Source organism: Citrobacter sp. SX206, from assembly GCF_024181025.1.
Lineage (GTDB): Bacteria > Pseudomonadota > Gammaproteobacteria > Enterobacterales > Enterobacteriaceae > Citrobacter > Citrobacter youngae.
Window position 1 is genome coordinate 1,973,321 of record NZ_CP049738.1, and the last position, 18,865, is coordinate 1,992,185.

Sequence of the window (18,865 nt, forward strand, 5' to 3'; positions counted from 1 at the left end):
AGGGGCTACCCCATAAGGGCTAGATGCAATGGATACACCTGAAATGGAGATACATGGCACCAAAAAATCCGCGACAAGGCGCGGATTTAGAGGAGGCTGAAGACACCAGAAGAAGATTAGGACGTCGGTTGAGTCTGCTTTTTGGCCTCGGAAGGCGTGTTACTGGCGGGGGCGGGGCGCGTTGCCGGTACGCTGTCGCAGGGTTTATCTTTAGCGCATATCAGATCGAGCATTTTTAACGTTACGCCGTTGGTCCAGCCGAAACCATCCTGTAGCGGGTATTCGCCACCGCCGCCGCCAGTTCCTGTGCTGCTCACGTCATACTTCTCAACCAATTTTTTCTCACGATCGTACGTGTGCTGCACATTGGTGAGGAATCGCCAGGTGACATCCATGGCGACATTATTTTGGCCATAGTTCTGTAATCCCGAGGCGGCGACCCACTGTAACGGCGCCCAGCCGTTGGGAGCATCCCACTGCTGGCCGCTTTTCACCGACGTGGTTGCAAGGCCGCCAGGTTGCAACAGATGCGCCTGAGTTGCTGCGGCCACCTTGCCGGCGCGATCTTTTGCCGCCGCATTCACAAATAAAGGGAACAGCGCGGCGGCAGTTAACTGATTACGGACTTTGTGGCTCTTCAGATCATAGTCGGCATACCAGCCTTCTTTGTCATTCCACAACCAGGTTTCAATCCCTTTTTGGCGGGCATTGGCAAAGCCCTCGTACTGCGCTGCTTTGGCATCGTCACCTGCGGCTTTGCTGGCGAGAGCGATCATTTTCTCCATCTTGTATAACAAGGCATTGAGATCGACAGGCACAATGCTGGTGGTGCGCAGGGTACTTAGCTGGTTGGGGTTATCCATCCAGCGTGAACTAAAGTCCCAGCCGGATGCGGCGGCTGAGCGCAGGTCGCGATAAATTTCAGTGGCAGGGCGGTTCGGATTGCTTTTCGCGGTGGCAATATCCTCAACCCAGGATTCAGGTCTTGGCGTATCCCGGTCATCCCAGTAGCGGTTTAAAAGGGTGCCATCAGCCAGTTTGACCACACGTTTATGCTGTTGACCGGGCTGAAGTGTTTCGCCTCCTTCCATCCAGTAGTTGTACTCTTTTTGCATCTGCGGGAGGTATTTTTTCAGCGCGTCGTTACCGTCATGCTGCGCCAGCAGTTCAACCATAAAGGCAAAGAACGGTGGCTGTGAACGGCTCAGGTAGTAGCTTCGGTTGCCGTTAGGAATGTGCCCCCAGGAATCAATCTCATAAGCGAAGTTGGCCACCATATCAGAAACCTTGTCCCAGCGATTGCTCTCGGCAAGCCCCAGCATAGTAAAATAGCTATCCCAGTAATAAATCTCACGAAAACGCCCGCCCGGCACTACATAGGGTTCTGGTAGCGGCAGCAGAGAGTCCCATTTTTCGACATCGGTGGTTGAGCGAGTGAGTACCGGCCACAGTCCGTCAATATGCTCGCGGAGTGATTGCCCGGCCGGGGGCACGTATTTCTCACCCTCTTTTGGCAACGTAAAATTCACTTCCACAAAATGGCGTAAATCAAAGCCGGACTGATTTTTCTGCATCCGATAATCGGCAAGGATCATCAGTGGATCGCTGTTGGGCACTGCGTCGGCAAAAGTTTTCTGATCGGGAAATAGCTTTGCTGTCTGTACATCATTGAACAATGGACCAAGCAGAATATCAGGAGGAGAAGGCGTAGCGACAGGTGAATCCTCAGCGTTCGCAGTAAAAGAGGCCAGAGCAAAAAAGGTGCTTGCGAGCGTCAGTTTTATCGCCACTGAGAGCAGGCCAGGATGGCGAATTGCGGGTGTTATCATCGGTTAATCTCCTTAGCGGCGTGCCGAAGTTGCGGCATCTACCATGAGAAAACCTTAGTTCAGGATCGACCGTTGCGCGTGATCGGCCCCCCATTTTGCGATTAAACAGACATTTCCTGACGGAGGGAGTGAAATAGCCCACCTTTTACAGATAAAGGGTGGGCTGTGGGTATCATCAGCCCACGAGGATCACCCGATTTGTTACACCGTCCAGAGTCAGAGCGTCACCCATCTTGATAGCATCGAGGGTTGCGCCTTGTTGGCATACCCAGCACAAGCCCATCTCGCGGGCGATAATCGCCGAGTGGGAGGCCTCGCTACCGGCGCGCAGGCAGATCCCTTTGATCGTGAGCGGGTCGAGTTGCAGCACGGTAGACGGATAGATGACATCGGCGACCAGAATGGTCGGTCGAATAGACGCGGGGATACGGGCACTTTCGCCGGTCAAATGTTGCAGCGTACGGGACAGCAAATCCTCAATATCAATGTATCGCGCCTGTAAATAAGGATCGTCGAGTTGCAGATACTGCTGACTCAGATCGCGCAGTACGTTATGCCAGGCATATGCTGCGCTACACTGCTCTTCACGCATCAAATCACAGGCCATATCGAAAAGCTCAGGATCGTCGAGCAGCGTGTGATGACCAGAGAAAATGGCGGCGATATCAGCGGAATACTTCTCCTCTGCCAGCGCGGTTAAATCACTCAGGTCGTCGAGTGTGCGTTGAATGGCCGCTTTTAGCCGCTGCTGCTCGTCCTGCATATCCGCGGTCGGGCGATGGGTGACTTGCGGTGAGAACGGCGTATAGCAAAATGCCGTACCCGTTGCCAGCGCTGGCACCGGTACTGCGATGCTTTCAGCGCGTGCTTCTTCGACGGACTCGCCAAAATTCTCAGCCGCCAGCTGTGTAAACGCAGCCAGCGCCGCGTCTGCCTGTTCACCTTTAGCAATCAGACGCAGCGTGTCATTACAGCGCACCTGCAGCAGTGCTATCTGATTCAGGCTGTCAGGGACGACGCATTTGCCGTTTTTTTCCAGCCACATGTCGGCATTAAAGCCAGACAATGTGGAGACCAGCCGCGATGCCGGGCGAACATGTATACCGTTGGGGTTTCTTACGGTCACGGCAACCGAACGAGCATCGGCGTCGGGTGACAATTCAGCGGGTGCTGTCTTCGCAACAGACGACGAAGGTAAACCCAGTTGCTCACGCTTGGCGTCGAGGGCATTCATGGCATCATTGATGACCCGATCGATATCAGCGCCCGCCGCAGCACTGACGGTTGCCGCCAGCGTACCTTCAACCAGCGGGGCAGCGCACAGACGCACCTTGGCGGCGATTGCCGGATCGAGCAGATCCAACGCGGTTTCCGCACTCAGTAACGCGCTGCCAATATCCATCATCACCAGCACGTGATCCGTGTCTGCCACTGACTCAATGGCCTCCATCACTTTGATGGGGTTGGTGCCAATGGGGTTCTCAGGATCGTCAATGCCTGCGGCAATAGCGAGTTTACAACCATCACCCATTAACATCTGTCGGGCTAACGCACCGACGCCTTCGCCCAGTTGGGCGCTGTGAGACACAATAACCAGGTTTACCATCGTTTTATCCTTACTCTCTGGACGCCTGAGCCAACATTTGCATCATAAACATAACGGACGTTGCGCCGGGGTCCTGATGCCCAATGCTGCGCTCACCAAGGTAGCTGGCGCGGCCTTTGCGCGCCTGCATCGTGATGGTACTTTGCGCCGCGGCTTCTGCCTGGGCGCTTGCCGCCTCCAGAGCGGCCTGTACGCTCAGCTTTTGCTCGCTGGACTGGCGTAAAGATTCGACGACAGGCACCCAAACGTCGCACATGGTTTTGTCACCCGGTTCGGCTTTACCACGACTAATGACACCTTCTGCGCCATCACGCATCATCTGATACAACTCGTCAACCGTCAGACTTTGATGGGCCTGAGTGACCTGCGCGGCGCGGATGAAAAAGGTGCCGAACAGCGGGCCACTGGCACCACCGACGCTTGAGAGCAGTACCATCCCGGTATTTTTCAAAATAAAACCGATATCTTTATCCGCAATGGACGGGAGCTTTTCGACCACTTTACTGAAGCCGCGGTGCATATTCAGACCGTGGTCGGCATCGCCGATTTCCCGGTCAAGGCCGGTAAGAAAATCGCTTTCGGTGGTGAATATTTCGCCGCAGCGATAGAGCCAGTTAACAATTTGTGTTCTGGTGAGGGACATCATGAATCTCCTTATTTACCCCAGTTGAGTGCAGGGGTGTGAACCGGTGCATCCCATAAGCTCAACGTTTCGTCATCCACTTGTAGCAGGGTGATTGAGAAACCGGTCATGTCCAAAGAGGTGCAGTAAGAGCCAATCAGGTTACGTTCGATGACAATACCGGCATCCTGGCAACGGCTTTCAAGGCGGTTATACACGCCGAAGAGCTCAGACAGCGGTGTCGCACCGAGATTATTGACCAGCGCAATCACGCGATCGCCGCTCTGTAGCGCGCGTTTGCTTTCTTTCCCTTCCTGCCATGCGCCCTGAAGGTGATCCCAGTGACGCAGCGTACGACTGTAGTTGCCGTTTTCCAGCAGGGTGTCAAACATTTCATCCACAGTTTGATCAAGCGAGGAGAATGGACGGCGGTCAATGCCGGGTTCGCCGTGGATACCGACGCCAAACTCCATTTCGTTGTCCCGCAGGGTGAATGAAGGTTGACCGGCCGCCGGAACGGTACAGGCACCAATGGCAATCCCGATGGAATGACCCTGATTGTTCAACTGGCGCCCCAATGCCGCGCAGGCATCCAGTGAGTCACCGCGTTCTGCGGCCGCACCGACCAGTTTTTCAATCAATACAGTATTTGCCACACCGCGACGACCGGCGGTGTACAGACTGTCTTTCACCGCCACGTCATCATCCACGACCATCGTGGTGACTTTGACGCCGCTTTCATGCAATAGCTCGGTTGCCGTTTCGAAGTTAAGAATGTCGCCGGTGTAATTTTTGATTATCAGCAGTACGCCTTCGCCGCCATCAATTTGCATGGCGCATTCAAACATTTTATCCGGCGTTGGCGAGGTGAAAATTTCACCCGGACAGGCACCGGAGAGCATACCCTGGCCAATGTAGCCACAGTGCATTGGCTCATGGCCGCTACCACCACCGGAAAGCAGCGCCACTTTGCCCATCACTGGCGCATCTACGCGAGTGACATACACCGGGTCCTGATGCAGTGCCAGAGAAGGGTAGGCTTTTGCCAGCCCGGCGAGTTGTTCGTTCAGTACGTCTTCAACACGGTTGATCAATTTTTTCATTGTTTATGCTCCGCAGACAGTCCTGAGATGGCTGCACATATCAGGCAGACATCTGATGTAGGGTATCGGTTTGTACAGCGCCACGGCGACCTCTCGCTGCCGATAAGGTAATTTTGCACACGGGTAGTCAAAAGAAAATTGATGTGATTGGCGTTTCAATACGGAACATTAGCATCTGGTAATGTTCCGTATTGAAACGTATTGGTGCATAAAACAGCGGAAGTGAGAGATGCGGCAAGGTTTATGCTGACGGTATTGTGAATAAAACGTTATTCCTTACTCTTCTTTGCCATTAAAATCGAAAAACCAGAACAGGATAAAACCAATAAAACCAAAAATTAGCAGAATAGCCAGGGTATAGACTTCGTATCGTGCGGCATCTGCGGCAATCGCCTGCAATTTGTCCATTGCCGGGGCTGGCTGCTCTTTGAATAGCATGAGTTGCCATTCATAAAGGTTTGTTGTTTTTATCTCTTTAATCGGTTCCCAAATATGGTTAGCCGCCGCGCCGAGTGCTAAAGCGGAAAACAGTGCGCCGTAAATACGTTGACGTTTTTCCTGACGCTGACTAATCGCCTGGCGCATGAGCTGATCCAATTGCTCTATCTGCGCCATGAGCTCCTGGCGTTGTTCAGATAATCCCCACTGCCGCGAGAGATCGTCACTCAACTGGTTATGCAGGGCATCGTTGCCGACCAAAGCACCTTTATTCATGGCTTTTAGCGCCCGGGCCTTGGTTTCCAGCATCATTTCGGACCAGTCAGATAAACGACGAATTTTTCCCTTTCGGTTGTGAATTTTCTGCGATTCGAGCAGATCCTTGAGCCACTGTTCAATCTGTTGGGCAGAGTTCGCCAGAAAATTTTCATACTCATGGCTGACATCCGCTACTGAACTGGCCGCTTTAATCAGTATTGCCAGATGTTTATCCTCTTCTTCGCGACAGAAGAATGTGACGCCATGACGGTGAGCGACGACCAGAATATTGCTGTACCACTGGCTGCTGTACTCGCTGGCGGGGGGGAGATCCGCAGGGCTCCGGACGACGCGCGTGCTATCGCTCTGTGCTGCCAGCCAGGCATGGAAAGTGGGGGTATCGATCATACGCATCAGCGGGACTATCGTAATATCACCGCCCTCCGGGATGCGATGCTGATAGACACGAATGCATTTACCCTTTGTGCGGCAATCAAGTTCGGGTAAAGCTATTGGCACAATGGCGTTATCCAGGTAACGGGTAAAATAATTTTCCCAGATTGCGGGTAAAACGTCTTGTTGCCAGGTCAGTTTCGAGCCTGGCTCTCCGGGCGCAAGCTGCTTCGGTGCCGCAATTAGCGTCATTCTGCCTTGATCGTCGTACCAGGGTTGGTTTGGTGCTCCTGGGATTAGTTTATCGCTTCTGGCCAGGCGATAGCTTTCGAGAAAACGCGGAGTATCGTGCGGCCGTAACCCTTGCCAGGCCGCATCTTCACGCTGTTCCAGAGCGGACCACAGGGCATCAAGGCGCGTCCCCTGAATGGGGTTGAGCGAAATAACGATATCATTGCCCGTGCCCACTTCTCGCGGGCGATAAATGGCCAGCAGCCCAAATCCATTGTGCGTCCAACTGCGTTCTTTGTCGCAGCGCGCGAGAATTTTCAGCATCCCGGAAGGGAGCGTTTCGGTGATAAACAGTGCATCAACCACCGTTTGCCGCCGGCCTGTGCCGAGGTCCAGCAGGAGTTGGCAGGTCACCGAACGCTTGATAACGTGTTGGTAAATCTGTTGCTCATACGCCAGACTTGCGACCGCACTTGCATAACATTGCGTGTGCATGGGCATAATGCCTGCGGTGGGGTCTGGGTTGGCTATTATCATATCGCTCAACAGGCGCAGGCAGGCCAATATGTGGTGGCGAACAACGGGAGTATCATCCATGGATTGCTCGCACAGGCTGCTATGCGCGAGTGCGGATAACAAGCACGCGGCAGAACGCGTCGTATCATCACCGTCCAGATAAATACCGCTTTCCCATGCGGTGACGTATTCCAGCCACGGATGTGTTGATAGCGACAGCGAACCAGCGGCATCGAGATGGTTCAAAAACAGCAACAGCGTAAAACAGGTATCCAGAGAGAAATCTTCGATAACGATTCGTTGTATTCCCTGGACACTTGAGAGTTTACTGCGCCATATAGTCCATTGACGATCGTCGGCATTTGCCACCAGTTCACTCACCGAATTGTAGTGACCTGCACGGTATCCTTTGTTATTGAGCGCGACACCCTTTTGGCTTTCCGTATCATTGCCGTCGCCCAATCCGATCAGCAGGCCGCCTGCCGGTGCATCACGCTGCGACGGATTGAACTCGAAAGTAAACTGCGGCCATGCATTGTTGAATGCGAACATATAATTCTCTTTCGATGGATGTGTTGTTGTATCGCTCATTATTTGACTACGTTATAAATGACCCGTTGTGAGCGACTCCAGTTATCGTCAATCGCAATATTGGGTTCATGGTTTTCTTGTTTCACGCAGTAGTTCTTAACCAGGCTTTTTAACTCTGCCTCGTTGAGTGTGCCGAACATCAGACGCGTATTCAGTTCTTTCAATAACACATCGTGGAGTGAATAGGTGGTAGGTCTTTGCAGTGAAAACTGCGCCGCATCAGCCAGTAAGTCACGCGCATTATCGGCCATCAAACGGCGTTCACAGCGACCCGCAGGTTCATTTTTGGCCATTTCTTCATCGTAAGCTTTCTTCTGGGCTTTCTCAAAATTAAGCGCTCTGTCCAGTTCCGCTTTAATACCCTGAATATCCTTGGCAGAAGAACAGAATGTTTTTAAATAACGAATCTGTATGGGGGTCAGCGTGCCATTCTGGTTCGTTTGCTGACGTAATTTACCGGCCATTCTGAGACAACCGTTTTTTTCATCCATCAACGATGCTGATTGTAATAGGGCATTCAACGTTTCCTGGCGATCTTCCTGTAATGCGGCTTCGGCATAATACAGTTTCCAGCGCATGCCTCCGGCAAGAAACAAATTGACAACCTGGGTATCACCGCGGTCGATAGCGGCGCGAAGATTTTTTTCATCCCAGGCAATGCCGATATTCGCCAGTTCTTTACGCGGATCGCTACTGGTTTCTTTTTTCGCACCGGCAACCGTTTTACCCACTTCCCCGAGATCGCTACGGATGGACTCCGTATTCACCAGCGTCTTGGTTGAGGTTCCGAAAGTCAGTACCGAGCCAACAATAATGACGACGATACCGCCCAGCACCCAGGCCACTCGATTGCGAATGATGCCCGTTTCCATTTTGATTTTTCCAATATCCTGAGCCTGAGCCGCCAGGTCATCCTTTATTCCCTGAACGTCGCCGCCAAGATCGTCAATTTTTTGGGCGGTCCGTTCGAAATAGCGCGCAACCTCAGCATTGCTGTCATCAAAAAAACGATCAGGGTTAACTTTTACCCGACCTTCATCGAAGGCCTCCTGTACCGGCTCAGTAATTTCTCGGTAATAGTAATTCACCAATGTTGTTTGGACGGAGGTTACCCGCTTATGATGCGCCAGACGGTTGCGAATTACGCGAATATCGTCAAGAAATGTATTCAGTGTTCTACGTTTATCGTTAACAAAGCTGAGCAAAGGGGTATATTGATAAAGTGGAGAATAGTGGATGGGATATTCGTCTTTATCAATAAACAGTGAGGCGAGTTCACTGAAAAGAGTACCGCTCAATACGTCATCACGATCGGCAACGTTCAGCCATTTTTTTACACGTTCCTGACCAAATAATTTGTTTAGGTGCTCAAGTAGGGCTTGTTGGTTATTGTACGCTTCATTAATTAAACTACGAATGGTCAACTCTAATGCCCGTACCTGCTGCAAACTACGTAACTGCTTTTCTTCGTCTTCGTTATTCAGCGTCGTTGAGTAAGTTAATTGAGGCTGTTTTTCTCGCAAATATTCGAGCTGCCACAAAAAACGCAACGCGGCAATGGTCAGATTTCTGTCGGCAGGCTGGCCATCTGTATTTCTGCCGAGCCATTTGTTCAAGGTGCGTAGTGCCGCAAGAAAGCTCGCCATTTCCTGCTCGTTATAGTTAAAGCGGGCCGCTACACTGTTCCAGTTGCCCAATTTCTCTCGGGCTTTATCAAGTGAATCATAAAACGTATCAGGCGAGAGTTGCGTGGGGGCTGGCATGCCCAGCAGGGATAAAATTTGTGGAAATGCGCTGTCGAAAAGAGACAGGCAACGAGTAAAATCGTTGTGCTCAGAAGCAGATGAATGATCGACCATTATATTCTCACATGGTTATTCGCTGAGTTTTCCCGGCCCGATCTAATCGCACTGTGTCAGGCAACTTTCCCTGCAGCCAGAATGCCATAATTCGACAATTATTCGGGATTTTTAATCAGTTCGTCAATATATATGGCGGGCGTAATATTGGTAGTAGACATTGCGGCCAATAATGCGTTGCTATGGGTTCTTAACGCAAATTATGGTTGCTGCGATGGGATTTAATGTTTATTGGCTAACAAACCGCGCAGATATTGGGTAAGTAAAACGCAGAAAGCGGGGCGGATGAATCAGGCGACTACACGCCAATAATGCCACAAATAATGCCGCATTATTGGCGTAACTCACGACTGGCGTTTATCGTCGTTCAAAACGTTGACGTATCTGCCGTCGTATTATCCCGGATAAATACCACGGTCTTTACGTGCCAGCAGGATACGCTCGCAGGCCACAATATAGGCAGCAGTGCGCAATGAGCAGGATTTCTCCGCCGCTTTCTCCCACACATGAACCATCGCATCGGTCATGATTTTATCCATGCGATTGTTGATCTCTTCTTCGCTCCAGAAGAAGCTGGCCATGTCCTGAACCCATTCGAAGTAGCTGACGGTGACGCCGCCTGCGTTACATACGACGTCAGGTACCACGATGATACCGCGGCTTGCCAGCATATCATCGGCATCCGGGTAAGTTGGGCCGTTAGCGCCCTCAAGCACCAGTTTGCAGGTCAGTATTTCTGCACGTTGACGGGTAATCTGTCCTTCCAGCGCGGCAGGGATCAGGATATCCATCTCCACGCTCCAGAAGGCTTCGCTGGCGATAGTTTCCGCCCCCGGGAAACCGGCAATCTGTTTGTGCTCCAACTGCCAGGCGGTCAACGCGGTCATGTCGATCCCGGTGGTGTTAAACAGGGTGGCAGTGTGATCCTGAATGGCAACGACGCGTGCGCCAGCACTGGCGAACAGGCGAGCCGCTTCACTGCCGACATTACCAAAGCCTTGTACCGCTACGCGCGCGCCTTCAACGTCGATATTGGCACGACGAGCCACTTCCAGACCGCTGACGAACACGCCACGACCCGTTGCTTTATCACGACCCAACGAACCGCCAAGGTGGATAGGTTTACCGGTGACCACGCTGGTTACGGTGGTGCCGTGGTTCATGGAGTAGGTATCCATCATCCATGCCATCACTTTGCCGTTGGTGCCGACATCCGGCGCTGGAATATCTTTTTGCGGCCCAATGATAATGCCGATTTCGCTGGTATAGCGACGGGTTAAACGCTCCAGTTCACCTTCGGACAGCGAGAATGGGTCGACGCGAACGCCACCTTTGGCACCGCCGTACGGCAGGTTCAGTGCGGCACATTTGATGGTCATCCAGGCGGAAAGGGCCATCACTTCATTAAGATCAACATCAGGATGATAACGCACGCCGCCTTTTCCCGGGCCGCGGGAGAGGTTGTGCTGTACACGATATCCTTCGAAATGGCGAATAGTGCCGTCATCCATCTGCACCGGAATATCGACAATTAGCGCGCGTTTCGGGTGGCGCAGGGTATCCACCCAATGGGAAAGTTCGCCCAGGTAAGGGGCCACACGCTCGATTTGTTGCAGGTAGGTATTCCAGGCAGATGTGCTGCTATCTGAAGCGTAAGATAACTTATCCATGATAAACCTTAGTTATAAAAGTAATATGTTCTTAATTTGGCCGTGGTATACAGTGGATCTCACCATATAAACTTAAATTTAACATTTTTTTCAAGAAACGGCCTGTCCTCCAGCCCTCTAATAGCCATATAAAAAATATGTGAATTAAGCGTTAAGTGAATAATTATCTATTGATTTTGCGAATGTTTGCGATCAAGTAGCAATTCAGGCATTTAATATGCATCGTGCATGAGAATGACTATTTGTCAGATTTATGATGCACCTCTAAAAGTAAACAATATGATAATTATTTGTGTTTTCTTGATTGCATTTTAGCGGCGCGTCAGTAGGTCACTGAGATAGTGACGGTGTCCGCATAGTTGTCGGGGGTGTAGTTCGCGCTGGGAACGGTGGCATACACCGAATATGGCGTAGCGGAGCCGGTGCCAGTGCCTGTAACGGTATTGAGCGGGGTGTTGCCCCACACTGTGCCGGAAGGCCCTGGCGTTGAGCTGAGCTGATAGGGCACTTTATCGCTGTTTGCCCCCGTTCCGCTCATCACACCGTTGCCTGCAGTATTGCCGTTGGAGGGTTGCAGTCCAATGGTATAAGGGGTGTTATTGGTGCATGCCACCCCGATGGTATTTGATGCTGTCGCATTGCGCTGAGTTGCCTTCACCGGGGTAAAACTAATGTTAGTGGCCGATGTGATATTGCACTGTTTGCTGACAGTGGCTGATACGCTGAAGGGAAGTCTGGCGGCAACGGTATCACCGCACGTGGTGGGCGGAATAACTAATCCAGGGTTGAGGGTGATAAGCGCCGTGGCTGCCGTATAGCTGTCCTGATAGCTTCCGGGGACTGCAGAAGTTTGCGGCGTGACGAGCTGGGCGGATACTGTCAGTGAACCGGTCACTGGGAGCAAATTGAGCAAGTTAAGTTGTACCATGGGAACCGAGGTTCCGCTCTGATACTGACTCCCCCAGATTTTACTGTGCCCGGCGTCCTGATATAGCTGATAGCTCAATGTTCTGGCAGGTGTTCCGCTTAACGACATATTCCGTGTTGCCACCTGACCGCTGACGCCCGATGCGCCAATATTAAAACAGAGGTTAATCCCCGCCAGTACGTCGGTCACTTCTTTTGCACAAGTCCAGGTAAAGGTCATTGAGGTCGTTGCGCCTGATGATGACAACGGGTCCACTGCACCAAAACTAATTGGTTGGACGTTACTGACGGAGCAGGTGACCGCATGACTTATCCCTGGACAGACGAGGAGTGCAGCGATAAACAGCAACTGTCTTAATTTCATGAATGAACTCCTGCTATTGTGACCGACATTCCAGCGGGCCTATTTGTACAATCCCCTTTGCATTGGCGGGATAATCGAATTGTGCGTTACAGCTACCGGTATCTGTGTCAACGCGTAACCTGTTGTGCTGTTCCAGGCTGTCAAACCAGGCCATTCCATCGAATCCGACGACGGATGACTGGCCTGCGCCGTTAGTGATATATGCCATGCTGCCCTCAGAAATGGCCTTACCCTGTTCATTAACGAGAGTAACCTGCGCGGCGCGTACGGGAGTGATACCAAAACTGACCAGGGTTCCGGAGCGATCCGCCGGCGTTGCATTGGCTTCAACGCGGGCGATCCGCATATTGGCGGGTAGATCCATGGGGTCAATACTGATTTGATTGTTTTGATAGCTATTGAGTGACGTGACCAGCAGCAGACCCTGATCGTCGCTGCGACCGACAAGGTTGTTTTGCAGCTTGACTGGCACGTCCGGAATGCCGTCTGTTGATACGACGGCAAAACCATTGTTGATTTCCCGAGCCGCGAACAAACCTCCCCCCATCGCAACCAGGGAACCGGTCGCACCAGCATAACCGTAGTGGTTGTCGGGCAGGCGGCTAAATCCGGTGTAGGCTTTTCCGAAACGGCCCAAATACCCGACTTCTCCCTGGCCGCTTTGCCGGGAGGCTTGCTGGCTGGCAGCGACGTTCCATCCCCAGCCGCCGTCACCCGGTGGCGTTTGGCTGGCATTGATCTGGTAGCCGGTTTCATTATTGGTATGTTGTACGGTACTGCTGGCGCTCAGATTACCGCTGGTGGTGACCGTCACCATCAGGTAAACGCTGCGATCGCGGGTGTCGTCAATATTCTGGTTAAATCCGGCATTGAGTGAGATGTTTTCGGTGACGGATTTGAACCAACTGGCGTTGGCGTAGCGTACCGCGCTATCGTGCGGATAGCGAAACTGCAGGTAACTCAGGCTGACATTGCCGGCTGACGCCATTGCATAACCTATTACCGTATTGCTGCTCAGCGAGGGTGGCGGCTCACCATAATGGGTCGCGACATCACGGTAGTCACCCGACGTCGCCGTTGTGCTGGTGCTGAAATTAAACTGTTCACCTGACCAACGGTAACCAACACTGTACAAAAATCCACTTTTCCCTGAGTCCGTACTGGCTGCCAATGCGGTGGACACTGTGCCGCTGCGTGGGCCGGGAACCCAGTCATTGCTAAAACCTGCGTTAATCAACCCATCACTGGTTTCCGCGTGTGTACCTGCAGTAAAGGTGTTACTGAATCCCCGACGCCAGGTCCCGCTAAACACAGGGGCACTGGCATAATCAAATGAGGCGTAACCGTAATTCTCTCTTACTGCGCCTAATTCCGCTGACCAGGCTGTTAGCCCTTCTCGCAGGAGTTGCTGATCGTTGTAGAACGAGAAATTTTGTACTGTCGTTCTGCCCAGCGCGTCGGTCATCATCACCTGACCGGTCCCTGCGCCACTGATATTAGGCATGGTGTTGATTTGAAAACTTCCGGCCGGAACCTCCCCGTTGTAGTACTTAACCCCATTGACGTACAACTCAACGTTTGAAGGAAGCGTGGCAGAACCAAGATAGGAGGGAAGCGGGGTGGTTGGCATGTACGGCTGTAAACTAAAATCGGTTCCTATCTGGATGCCGCCAATGCGGGTCGGTCGGGACCAGGTGAGCGAGCTTGTCAGGGTATCGCCAACGTTTATCGCCAACATATTTTCCGGAAATGACGTGCGCCAGCGGGTGTCCATGCGGTAGAAGGCATTATCTGCGTTGGGCGCGGTGGAATATTGAGTCAGTTGGGTTGTGCTTAACACCCCTAAGCCATTAAACGCGCGCAACTCGCTAAATGTGTTGGCGCTGGTTTCATCTCCCTGCTGAGCATAGACATCGTAATTGAGTAACACCCCACGTGAGTTTGATGCTATTGGTGTCGCTTCGCCGGTCGGGTTCACCTGCGTGGTGGCAAGATCAAGGGAACTGAGCGGCACAGTGAGCGCCAGAGTTTGTTGTTCGACGTTGTAGTCAATGCTCAGTTGGGCAATATCGTTCAGGCTGACGGTGGCAGCCGCATTTTGCGGTAAGCGAAAACCCAACTGTCGTAGGGTATTGGCGCCAGCATAGAGTTTTTCATTCTCATAGCCAAAATGAACCAAGCCGACAGGGTTTCCATTCAGGGTCACGTCGAGATATAAATCGATGCCCGCAAGAGGTGTTGCGTCGCCAATAATTCCACTGTTTGTCTGGTTATTATTGATCGCGTGAGCTGAAACCATTCCAGATAATAATGCTCCATTGAGTAAGCAACATTTCACCAGAAGCCAGGATCTCTTAGAGATCTTGTACTGTTTTTTGGCCATTAACTGTTACTTCAACTTTACCGCCATAATGGGTATCGCTGGCGGACGTGGATAATATCCACCGCATTGTTGAGCCCGGAAGAACATAGCCTAATAGTCCCGGCGTAATGACCTTTTTCGCACCATTATGGTTTATAAAGGTTGCCGCTGATAATTGCGCATGACCATTTCCCTGATTACTGACTTCAAGAAATTTTTTACCGTCAAGTTGCTGTAATTTCCATTGCAATTTGGCCTGGGTTTCAGCCTGCGCCGTTGGTTGAATAAATACAGGTACGGAATAATGCAGCACAAACTGAAGTTTATTTTTTTGTAATTTTGCTGGCGGTAATTCGTCAATTGATAACCGATAGGCATCTTCGGTATGTGTCGATGGCGGGCCGGTGCGAATAACACGAATCAACTGGCGTTCACCAGGGGCTAACGCCAGCATCGGCGGGCTGATAACCAGCCCCTGAGAGGGAGACAGCTTATCGCCATAAGCGCTTTGGCTCCAGCGAAAGACACGAACCTGGGCATTCAGCACGTTTTCTCCGGCATTGCTTAGCCAGATCCCATCGGCATTTTGCGACGCTTGCAGCGTTAATGTAACTGGGGCAACCTGCAATCCGCTGGCTGTCGCCGGATTTACGCTCATAGCCGCTCCTAACAGGCATGCGCAGGCATACTGCTGTACAGGCAGTTTTACTGTCATCTGTGTTCCTGAATTTAGTAGTTAACGTTTACCGTTACGGTGTCGGCATAGTCGTCAGGTGTGAAGTTCGCGCTTGGCGCGGTGGCATATACGGTAAAACTCTGTAGAAGCCCAGTTCCCTGGGATGCAACACCATTTCCTACCGTGGTGGCGGTGGCCGTATTCCCCCAGACCGGTCCTGTTGCTGATGTTTGGTTCAGCTGGTAAGGCACTTTATCGGTATTGTTTGCTGCATTTGCGACAGAGGACATGGCTCCGGACCCCGTGGGTGTCCCGCCGTTGGCCGCTGAAGGTGCCAGGCCAATAAAGTAGGGGGTGGTTTTTGAGCAATTAATTGAAATTGTGTTGCTTGCGCTGGTATTTGTCGCAGTGGTATTCACGGGACCGAGAGTAATATTTGAAGCCGACCCCGCAGTGACGGTACACGCTTTTTGTATCGTCATCAGTACCTGAAATGTCCCGCTTGTAGACGCTGCGTTTGCCGCCGGAATAATGGAAAAGGCGCCGCAAAAAAGAATTAAGCGTTTGTCGAAGACTAGAGCCATATCCTTCACCTTTTTCAAATAACCACATTTTTTGCTTTAAAAAAACAATAATGTGACACAAGAAGACATGAGTTAACCCTAGAATAAGTATTAGACGTACGCCAGTTGATCTCATGAATTTTACTTAGAGAAAAGGTGATGTCGTCGACAAAAAATAATACCAACGGGTGAGTATGTCGTTTCTTTTTTATGCTACTCGAAAGTATGCCGTGGGGTCGCTATTTCGGAGGCCAGCTATTACAACTGGAAGGCAAAGTATGGCGGGATAGAAGCGGCCGGTATTAAAAAATTCAAAGACCTTGAGGATGAGAATCGACGTTTGAAACAAATGTTTGCCGACCTGAGTCTGGAAAATCTCACGTTAAAAGACGTCATCGAAAAAAAGCTTTAAAACCAGCGATAAAGCGTGAGCTCGTCAGCTATCTGACGGCACAATTTGCTATGAGTTTACGCCAGGCCTGCAGGACGTTATCGTTGAGCAGGACGGTGTATTTTTATCAGCCCAATACCGGACGTGAAGAACCAGTGATCCATGCGCTGACTGAGCTGGCAGAACGCTATAACAACGAGCGGCCTCATGAATCCCTGAACAACCTGACGCCGGAAGAGTACCGGCTGATGGCTGAAAAACCGGAAATTTCAAAAAATGCGTGGGACTAAAACAGGTGTGCTTACAATTGCACTCACCAGCGTGCTCAATTTTAGCTGTGTTTCTAAGGTGCTGGCACGGTCGTTATGAAAACAAAAATCCACGCAGCTGCGTGGATTTTTTTCGCGTTCATTGATCTGATAAAGCTCCGGAAAGCCTGATCAGACAGCAGAAGCAACTTAAACGTTGAACAGGAAGTTCATCACATCGCCATCTTTAACGATGTAATCTTTACCTTCTGCACGCATCTTGCCGGCTTCTTTCGCGCCTTGCTCACCTTTATAGGTGATGAAGTCTTCAAACGCGATGGTTTGTGCGCGGATAAAGCCTTTCTCGAAGTCGGTGTGGATCTTACCGGCTGCCTGCGGGGCTGTTGCGCCGACAGGGATGGTCCATGCACGGACTTCTTTCACACCCGCGGTGAAGTAGGTCTGCAGGTTCAGCAGTTCGTAGCCTGCGCGGATAACGCGGTTCAGGCCCGGCTCTTCCAGACCCAGTTCAGCCATAAATTCGTCACGATCAGCATCGTCGAGTTCAGCGATGTCAGCTTCAACAGCGGCACAAACGGCAACCACGACAGACCCTTCAGCGTCGGCGATTTCGCGAACTTTATCGAGGTACGGATTGTTTTCAAAACCGTCTTCGTTCACGTTGGCGATATACATGGTTGGCTTCAGCGTCAGGAAGCTCAGGTATTTGATGGCTGCTTTGTCTTCATCAGTCAGGTTTTTCAGCGCTCGCAGCATACCGGCGTTTTCCAACTGCGGCAGGCATTTTTCCAGTGCAGCCAGTTCAGCTTTAGCGTCTTTATCACCGCCTTTGGCTTTCTTCTGTACACGGTGGATAGCGCGCTCGCAGGTGTCGAGATCGGACAGTGCCAGTTCGGTGTTGATAACGTCGATATCGTCAGCCGGATCCACTTTATTGTTCACGTGGATAATGTTGTCGTTTTCGAAGCAGCGAACAACGTGACCGATAGCTTCGGTTTCACGAATGTTGGTCAGGAACTGGTTACCCAGGCCTTCACCTTTGGATGCGCCTTTTACCAGACCCGCGATATCCACAAATTCCATTGTGGTGGGCAGGATACGCTGCGGTTTGACGATTTCGGCCAGTTGATCCAGACGAGGATCGGGCATCGGGACAACACCCGTGTTCGGCTCGATAGTACAGAACGGGAAGTTTGCCGCTTCAATACCCGCTTTTGTGAGCGCGTTGAACAGGGTGGATTTGCCTACGTTTGGCAAACCGACGATACCGCATTTGAATCCCATGTTTAAATCACCTTAATCTTTTGATATTCAACCTGTTATGGAAAACAGATTGTAGAAATGTAAATAACTTTGCCTATTATACACAGCACGCGAGAAAAATGCCGCACATCGCTGCTTATTGCGCTTTAAAGGTGTGTAACCGACTCGTTGCTTTGGTGAGTCCATCTTTGAATAAAATCTCGGTACAACGTGCCGCTTCGTCAATGGCTTCATCAATTAACTTCTGTTCTGAAACAGGCGGTTTGCCTAAAACAAAACCGACAACTTTATTTTTATCGCCCGGATGGCCGATTCCAACGCGTAAACGATGAAAGTTAGGGTTATTGCCTAACTTGCTGATGATGTCTTTCAGGCCGTTATGTCCGCCATGGCCGCCGCCGAGCTTAAATTTGGCGACGCCGGGCGGCAGATCTAATTCATCGTGGGCAACCAGAATTTCATCAGGGTTAATGCGATAAAAGCTGGCCATTGCGCCAACGGCTTTGCCGCTCAGATTCATAAATGTGGTCGGTACCAGCAGGCGGACATCTTCACCTTCAAGCGTGACTCTGGAGGTGTAACCGAAGAATTTCGGCTCATCGCGCAGGGGGGCACGGAGTCTCTCTGCCAGTAAATCGACGTACCACGCGCCTGCATTATGTCGCGTTGCCGCATACTCTGCGCCGGGATTCGCCAGGCCGACAATCAATTTAATCGCCACGTAATTTGTCCTGAGTGTGTCTATAACCGGCGTGTAGTTTACTGTTTGCCGACGCGCTTGACAAAAAACTGCGTGGGTCGAACCGAAAACTGAATAATTGCAGAAGTGGACTATTGGAAATTGAGGGTGTTCAGTAGCTTATTTGTAAAGTTTTGTTGCGTTGGTGTTTGTATTTGTGATCACAGGCGCACTTGCGAATGGCAGTGTTGTCTA

13 protein-coding genes and 2 pseudogenes are annotated in these 18,865 nt (G+C 51.3%); 2 read left to right on the forward strand and 13 right to left on the reverse strand.

Annotation, left to right across the window (positions count from 1 at the left end; genetic code table 11):
* Nucleotides 1-116 precede the first annotated feature (116 nt).
* The 11 genes from G8S19_RS09660 to G8S19_RS09710 form a co-directional block, all read right to left on the reverse strand.
* Entirely contained in the window at nt 117-1,829 is a 1,713-nt protein-coding gene (locus G8S19_RS09660; RefSeq protein WP_253686497.1) for an alpha,alpha-trehalase, read from the reverse strand.
* A gap of 175 nt (nt 1,830-2,004) precedes the next feature.
* Nucleotides 2,005-3,435 (reverse strand): dihydroxyacetone kinase phosphoryl donor subunit DhaM, encoded by a 1,431-nt coding sequence (gene dhaM, locus G8S19_RS09665; protein WP_253686499.1) that lies wholly within the window; start codon nt 3,433-3,435, stop codon nt 2,005-2,007.
* Between the two features lie 10 nt (nt 3,436-3,445).
* A complete protein-coding gene (gene dhaL, locus G8S19_RS09670) occupies nt 3,446-4,078 on the reverse strand; it encodes a dihydroxyacetone kinase subunit DhaL (protein ID WP_005122292.1) in 633 nt (210 codons plus the stop codon).
* An 11-nt stretch (nt 4,079-4,089) separates the two neighbouring features.
* Nucleotides 4,090-5,160: a dihydroxyacetone kinase subunit DhaK gene (dhaK, locus tag G8S19_RS09675; RefSeq protein WP_253686501.1), complete on the reverse strand. Its 1,071-nt coding sequence runs from the start codon at nt 5,158-5,160 to the stop codon at nt 4,090-4,092.
* Nucleotides 5,161-5,436: 276 nt separating this feature from the next.
* Nucleotides 5,437-7,548, reverse strand: a complete 2,112-nt coding sequence (locus tag G8S19_RS09680; protein WP_253686503.1) for a hypothetical protein — start codon at nt 7,546-7,548, stop codon at nt 5,437-5,439.
* A gap of 38 nt (nt 7,549-7,586) precedes the next feature.
* Nucleotides 7,587-9,446 (reverse strand): STY4199 family HEPN domain-containing protein, encoded by a 1,860-nt coding sequence (locus G8S19_RS09685; RefSeq protein ID WP_124020929.1) that lies wholly within the window; start codon nt 9,444-9,446, stop codon nt 7,587-7,589.
* Between the two features lie 395 nt (nt 9,447-9,841).
* The gene (locus G8S19_RS09690; protein ID WP_005122303.1) at nt 9,842-11,116 is read right to left on the reverse strand and encodes a Glu/Leu/Phe/Val dehydrogenase; all 1,275 of its coding nucleotides are present in this window, start codon (nt 11,114-11,116) and stop codon (nt 9,842-9,844) included.
* 322 nt (nt 11,117-11,438) lie between these two features.
* Entirely contained in the window at nt 11,439-12,407 is a 969-nt protein-coding gene (locus tag G8S19_RS09695; protein ID WP_101742645.1) for a spore coat protein U domain-containing protein, read from the reverse strand.
* Between the two features lie 13 nt (nt 12,408-12,420).
* Nucleotides 12,421-14,706 carry a fimbria/pilus outer membrane usher protein gene (locus G8S19_RS09700; protein WP_253686505.1) on the reverse strand — a complete coding sequence of 762 codons (2,286 nt, stop codon included), beginning with the start codon at nt 14,704-14,706 and terminating at the stop codon, nt 12,421-12,423.
* A gap of 55 nt (nt 14,707-14,761) precedes the next feature.
* Entirely contained in the window at nt 14,762-15,484 is a 723-nt protein-coding gene (locus G8S19_RS09705) for a molecular chaperone (protein WP_061068034.1), read from the reverse strand.
* A gap of 14 nt (nt 15,485-15,498) precedes the next feature.
* The gene (locus tag G8S19_RS09710; protein ID WP_048211446.1) at nt 15,499-16,029 is read right to left on the reverse strand and encodes a spore coat protein U domain-containing protein; all 531 of its coding nucleotides are present in this window, start codon (nt 16,027-16,029) and stop codon (nt 15,499-15,501) included.
* Nucleotides 16,030-16,231: 202 nt separating this feature from the next.
* On the opposite strand from G8S19_RS09710, the pseudogene G8S19_RS09715 reads away from it, so the two are divergent.
* Together G8S19_RS09715 and G8S19_RS09720 are read left to right on the forward strand one after the other, a co-directional pair.
* Nucleotides 16,232-16,590 (forward strand): annotated as a pseudogene (locus tag G8S19_RS09715) (transposase); the annotation flags it as partial.
* Nucleotides 16,588-16,689: pseudogene (locus G8S19_RS09720) on the forward strand (integrase); the annotation flags it as partial. The pseudogenes G8S19_RS09715 and G8S19_RS09720, both read left to right, overlap by 3 nt.
* A gap of 168 nt (nt 16,690-16,857) precedes the next feature.
* Here the strand turns inward: G8S19_RS09720 and ychF are convergent.
* Together ychF and pth are read right to left on the reverse strand one after the other, a co-directional pair.
* Nucleotides 16,858-17,952: a redox-regulated ATPase YchF gene (gene ychF, locus G8S19_RS09725; protein WP_005122324.1), complete on the reverse strand. Its 1,095-nt coding sequence runs from the start codon at nt 17,950-17,952 to the stop codon at nt 16,858-16,860.
* Between the two features lie 115 nt (nt 17,953-18,067).
* Nucleotides 18,068-18,652, reverse strand: a complete 585-nt coding sequence (gene pth / locus G8S19_RS09730; protein ID WP_003020814.1) for an aminoacyl-tRNA hydrolase — start codon at nt 18,650-18,652, stop codon at nt 18,068-18,070.
* Between the last annotated feature and the right edge of the window lie 213 nt (nt 18,653-18,865).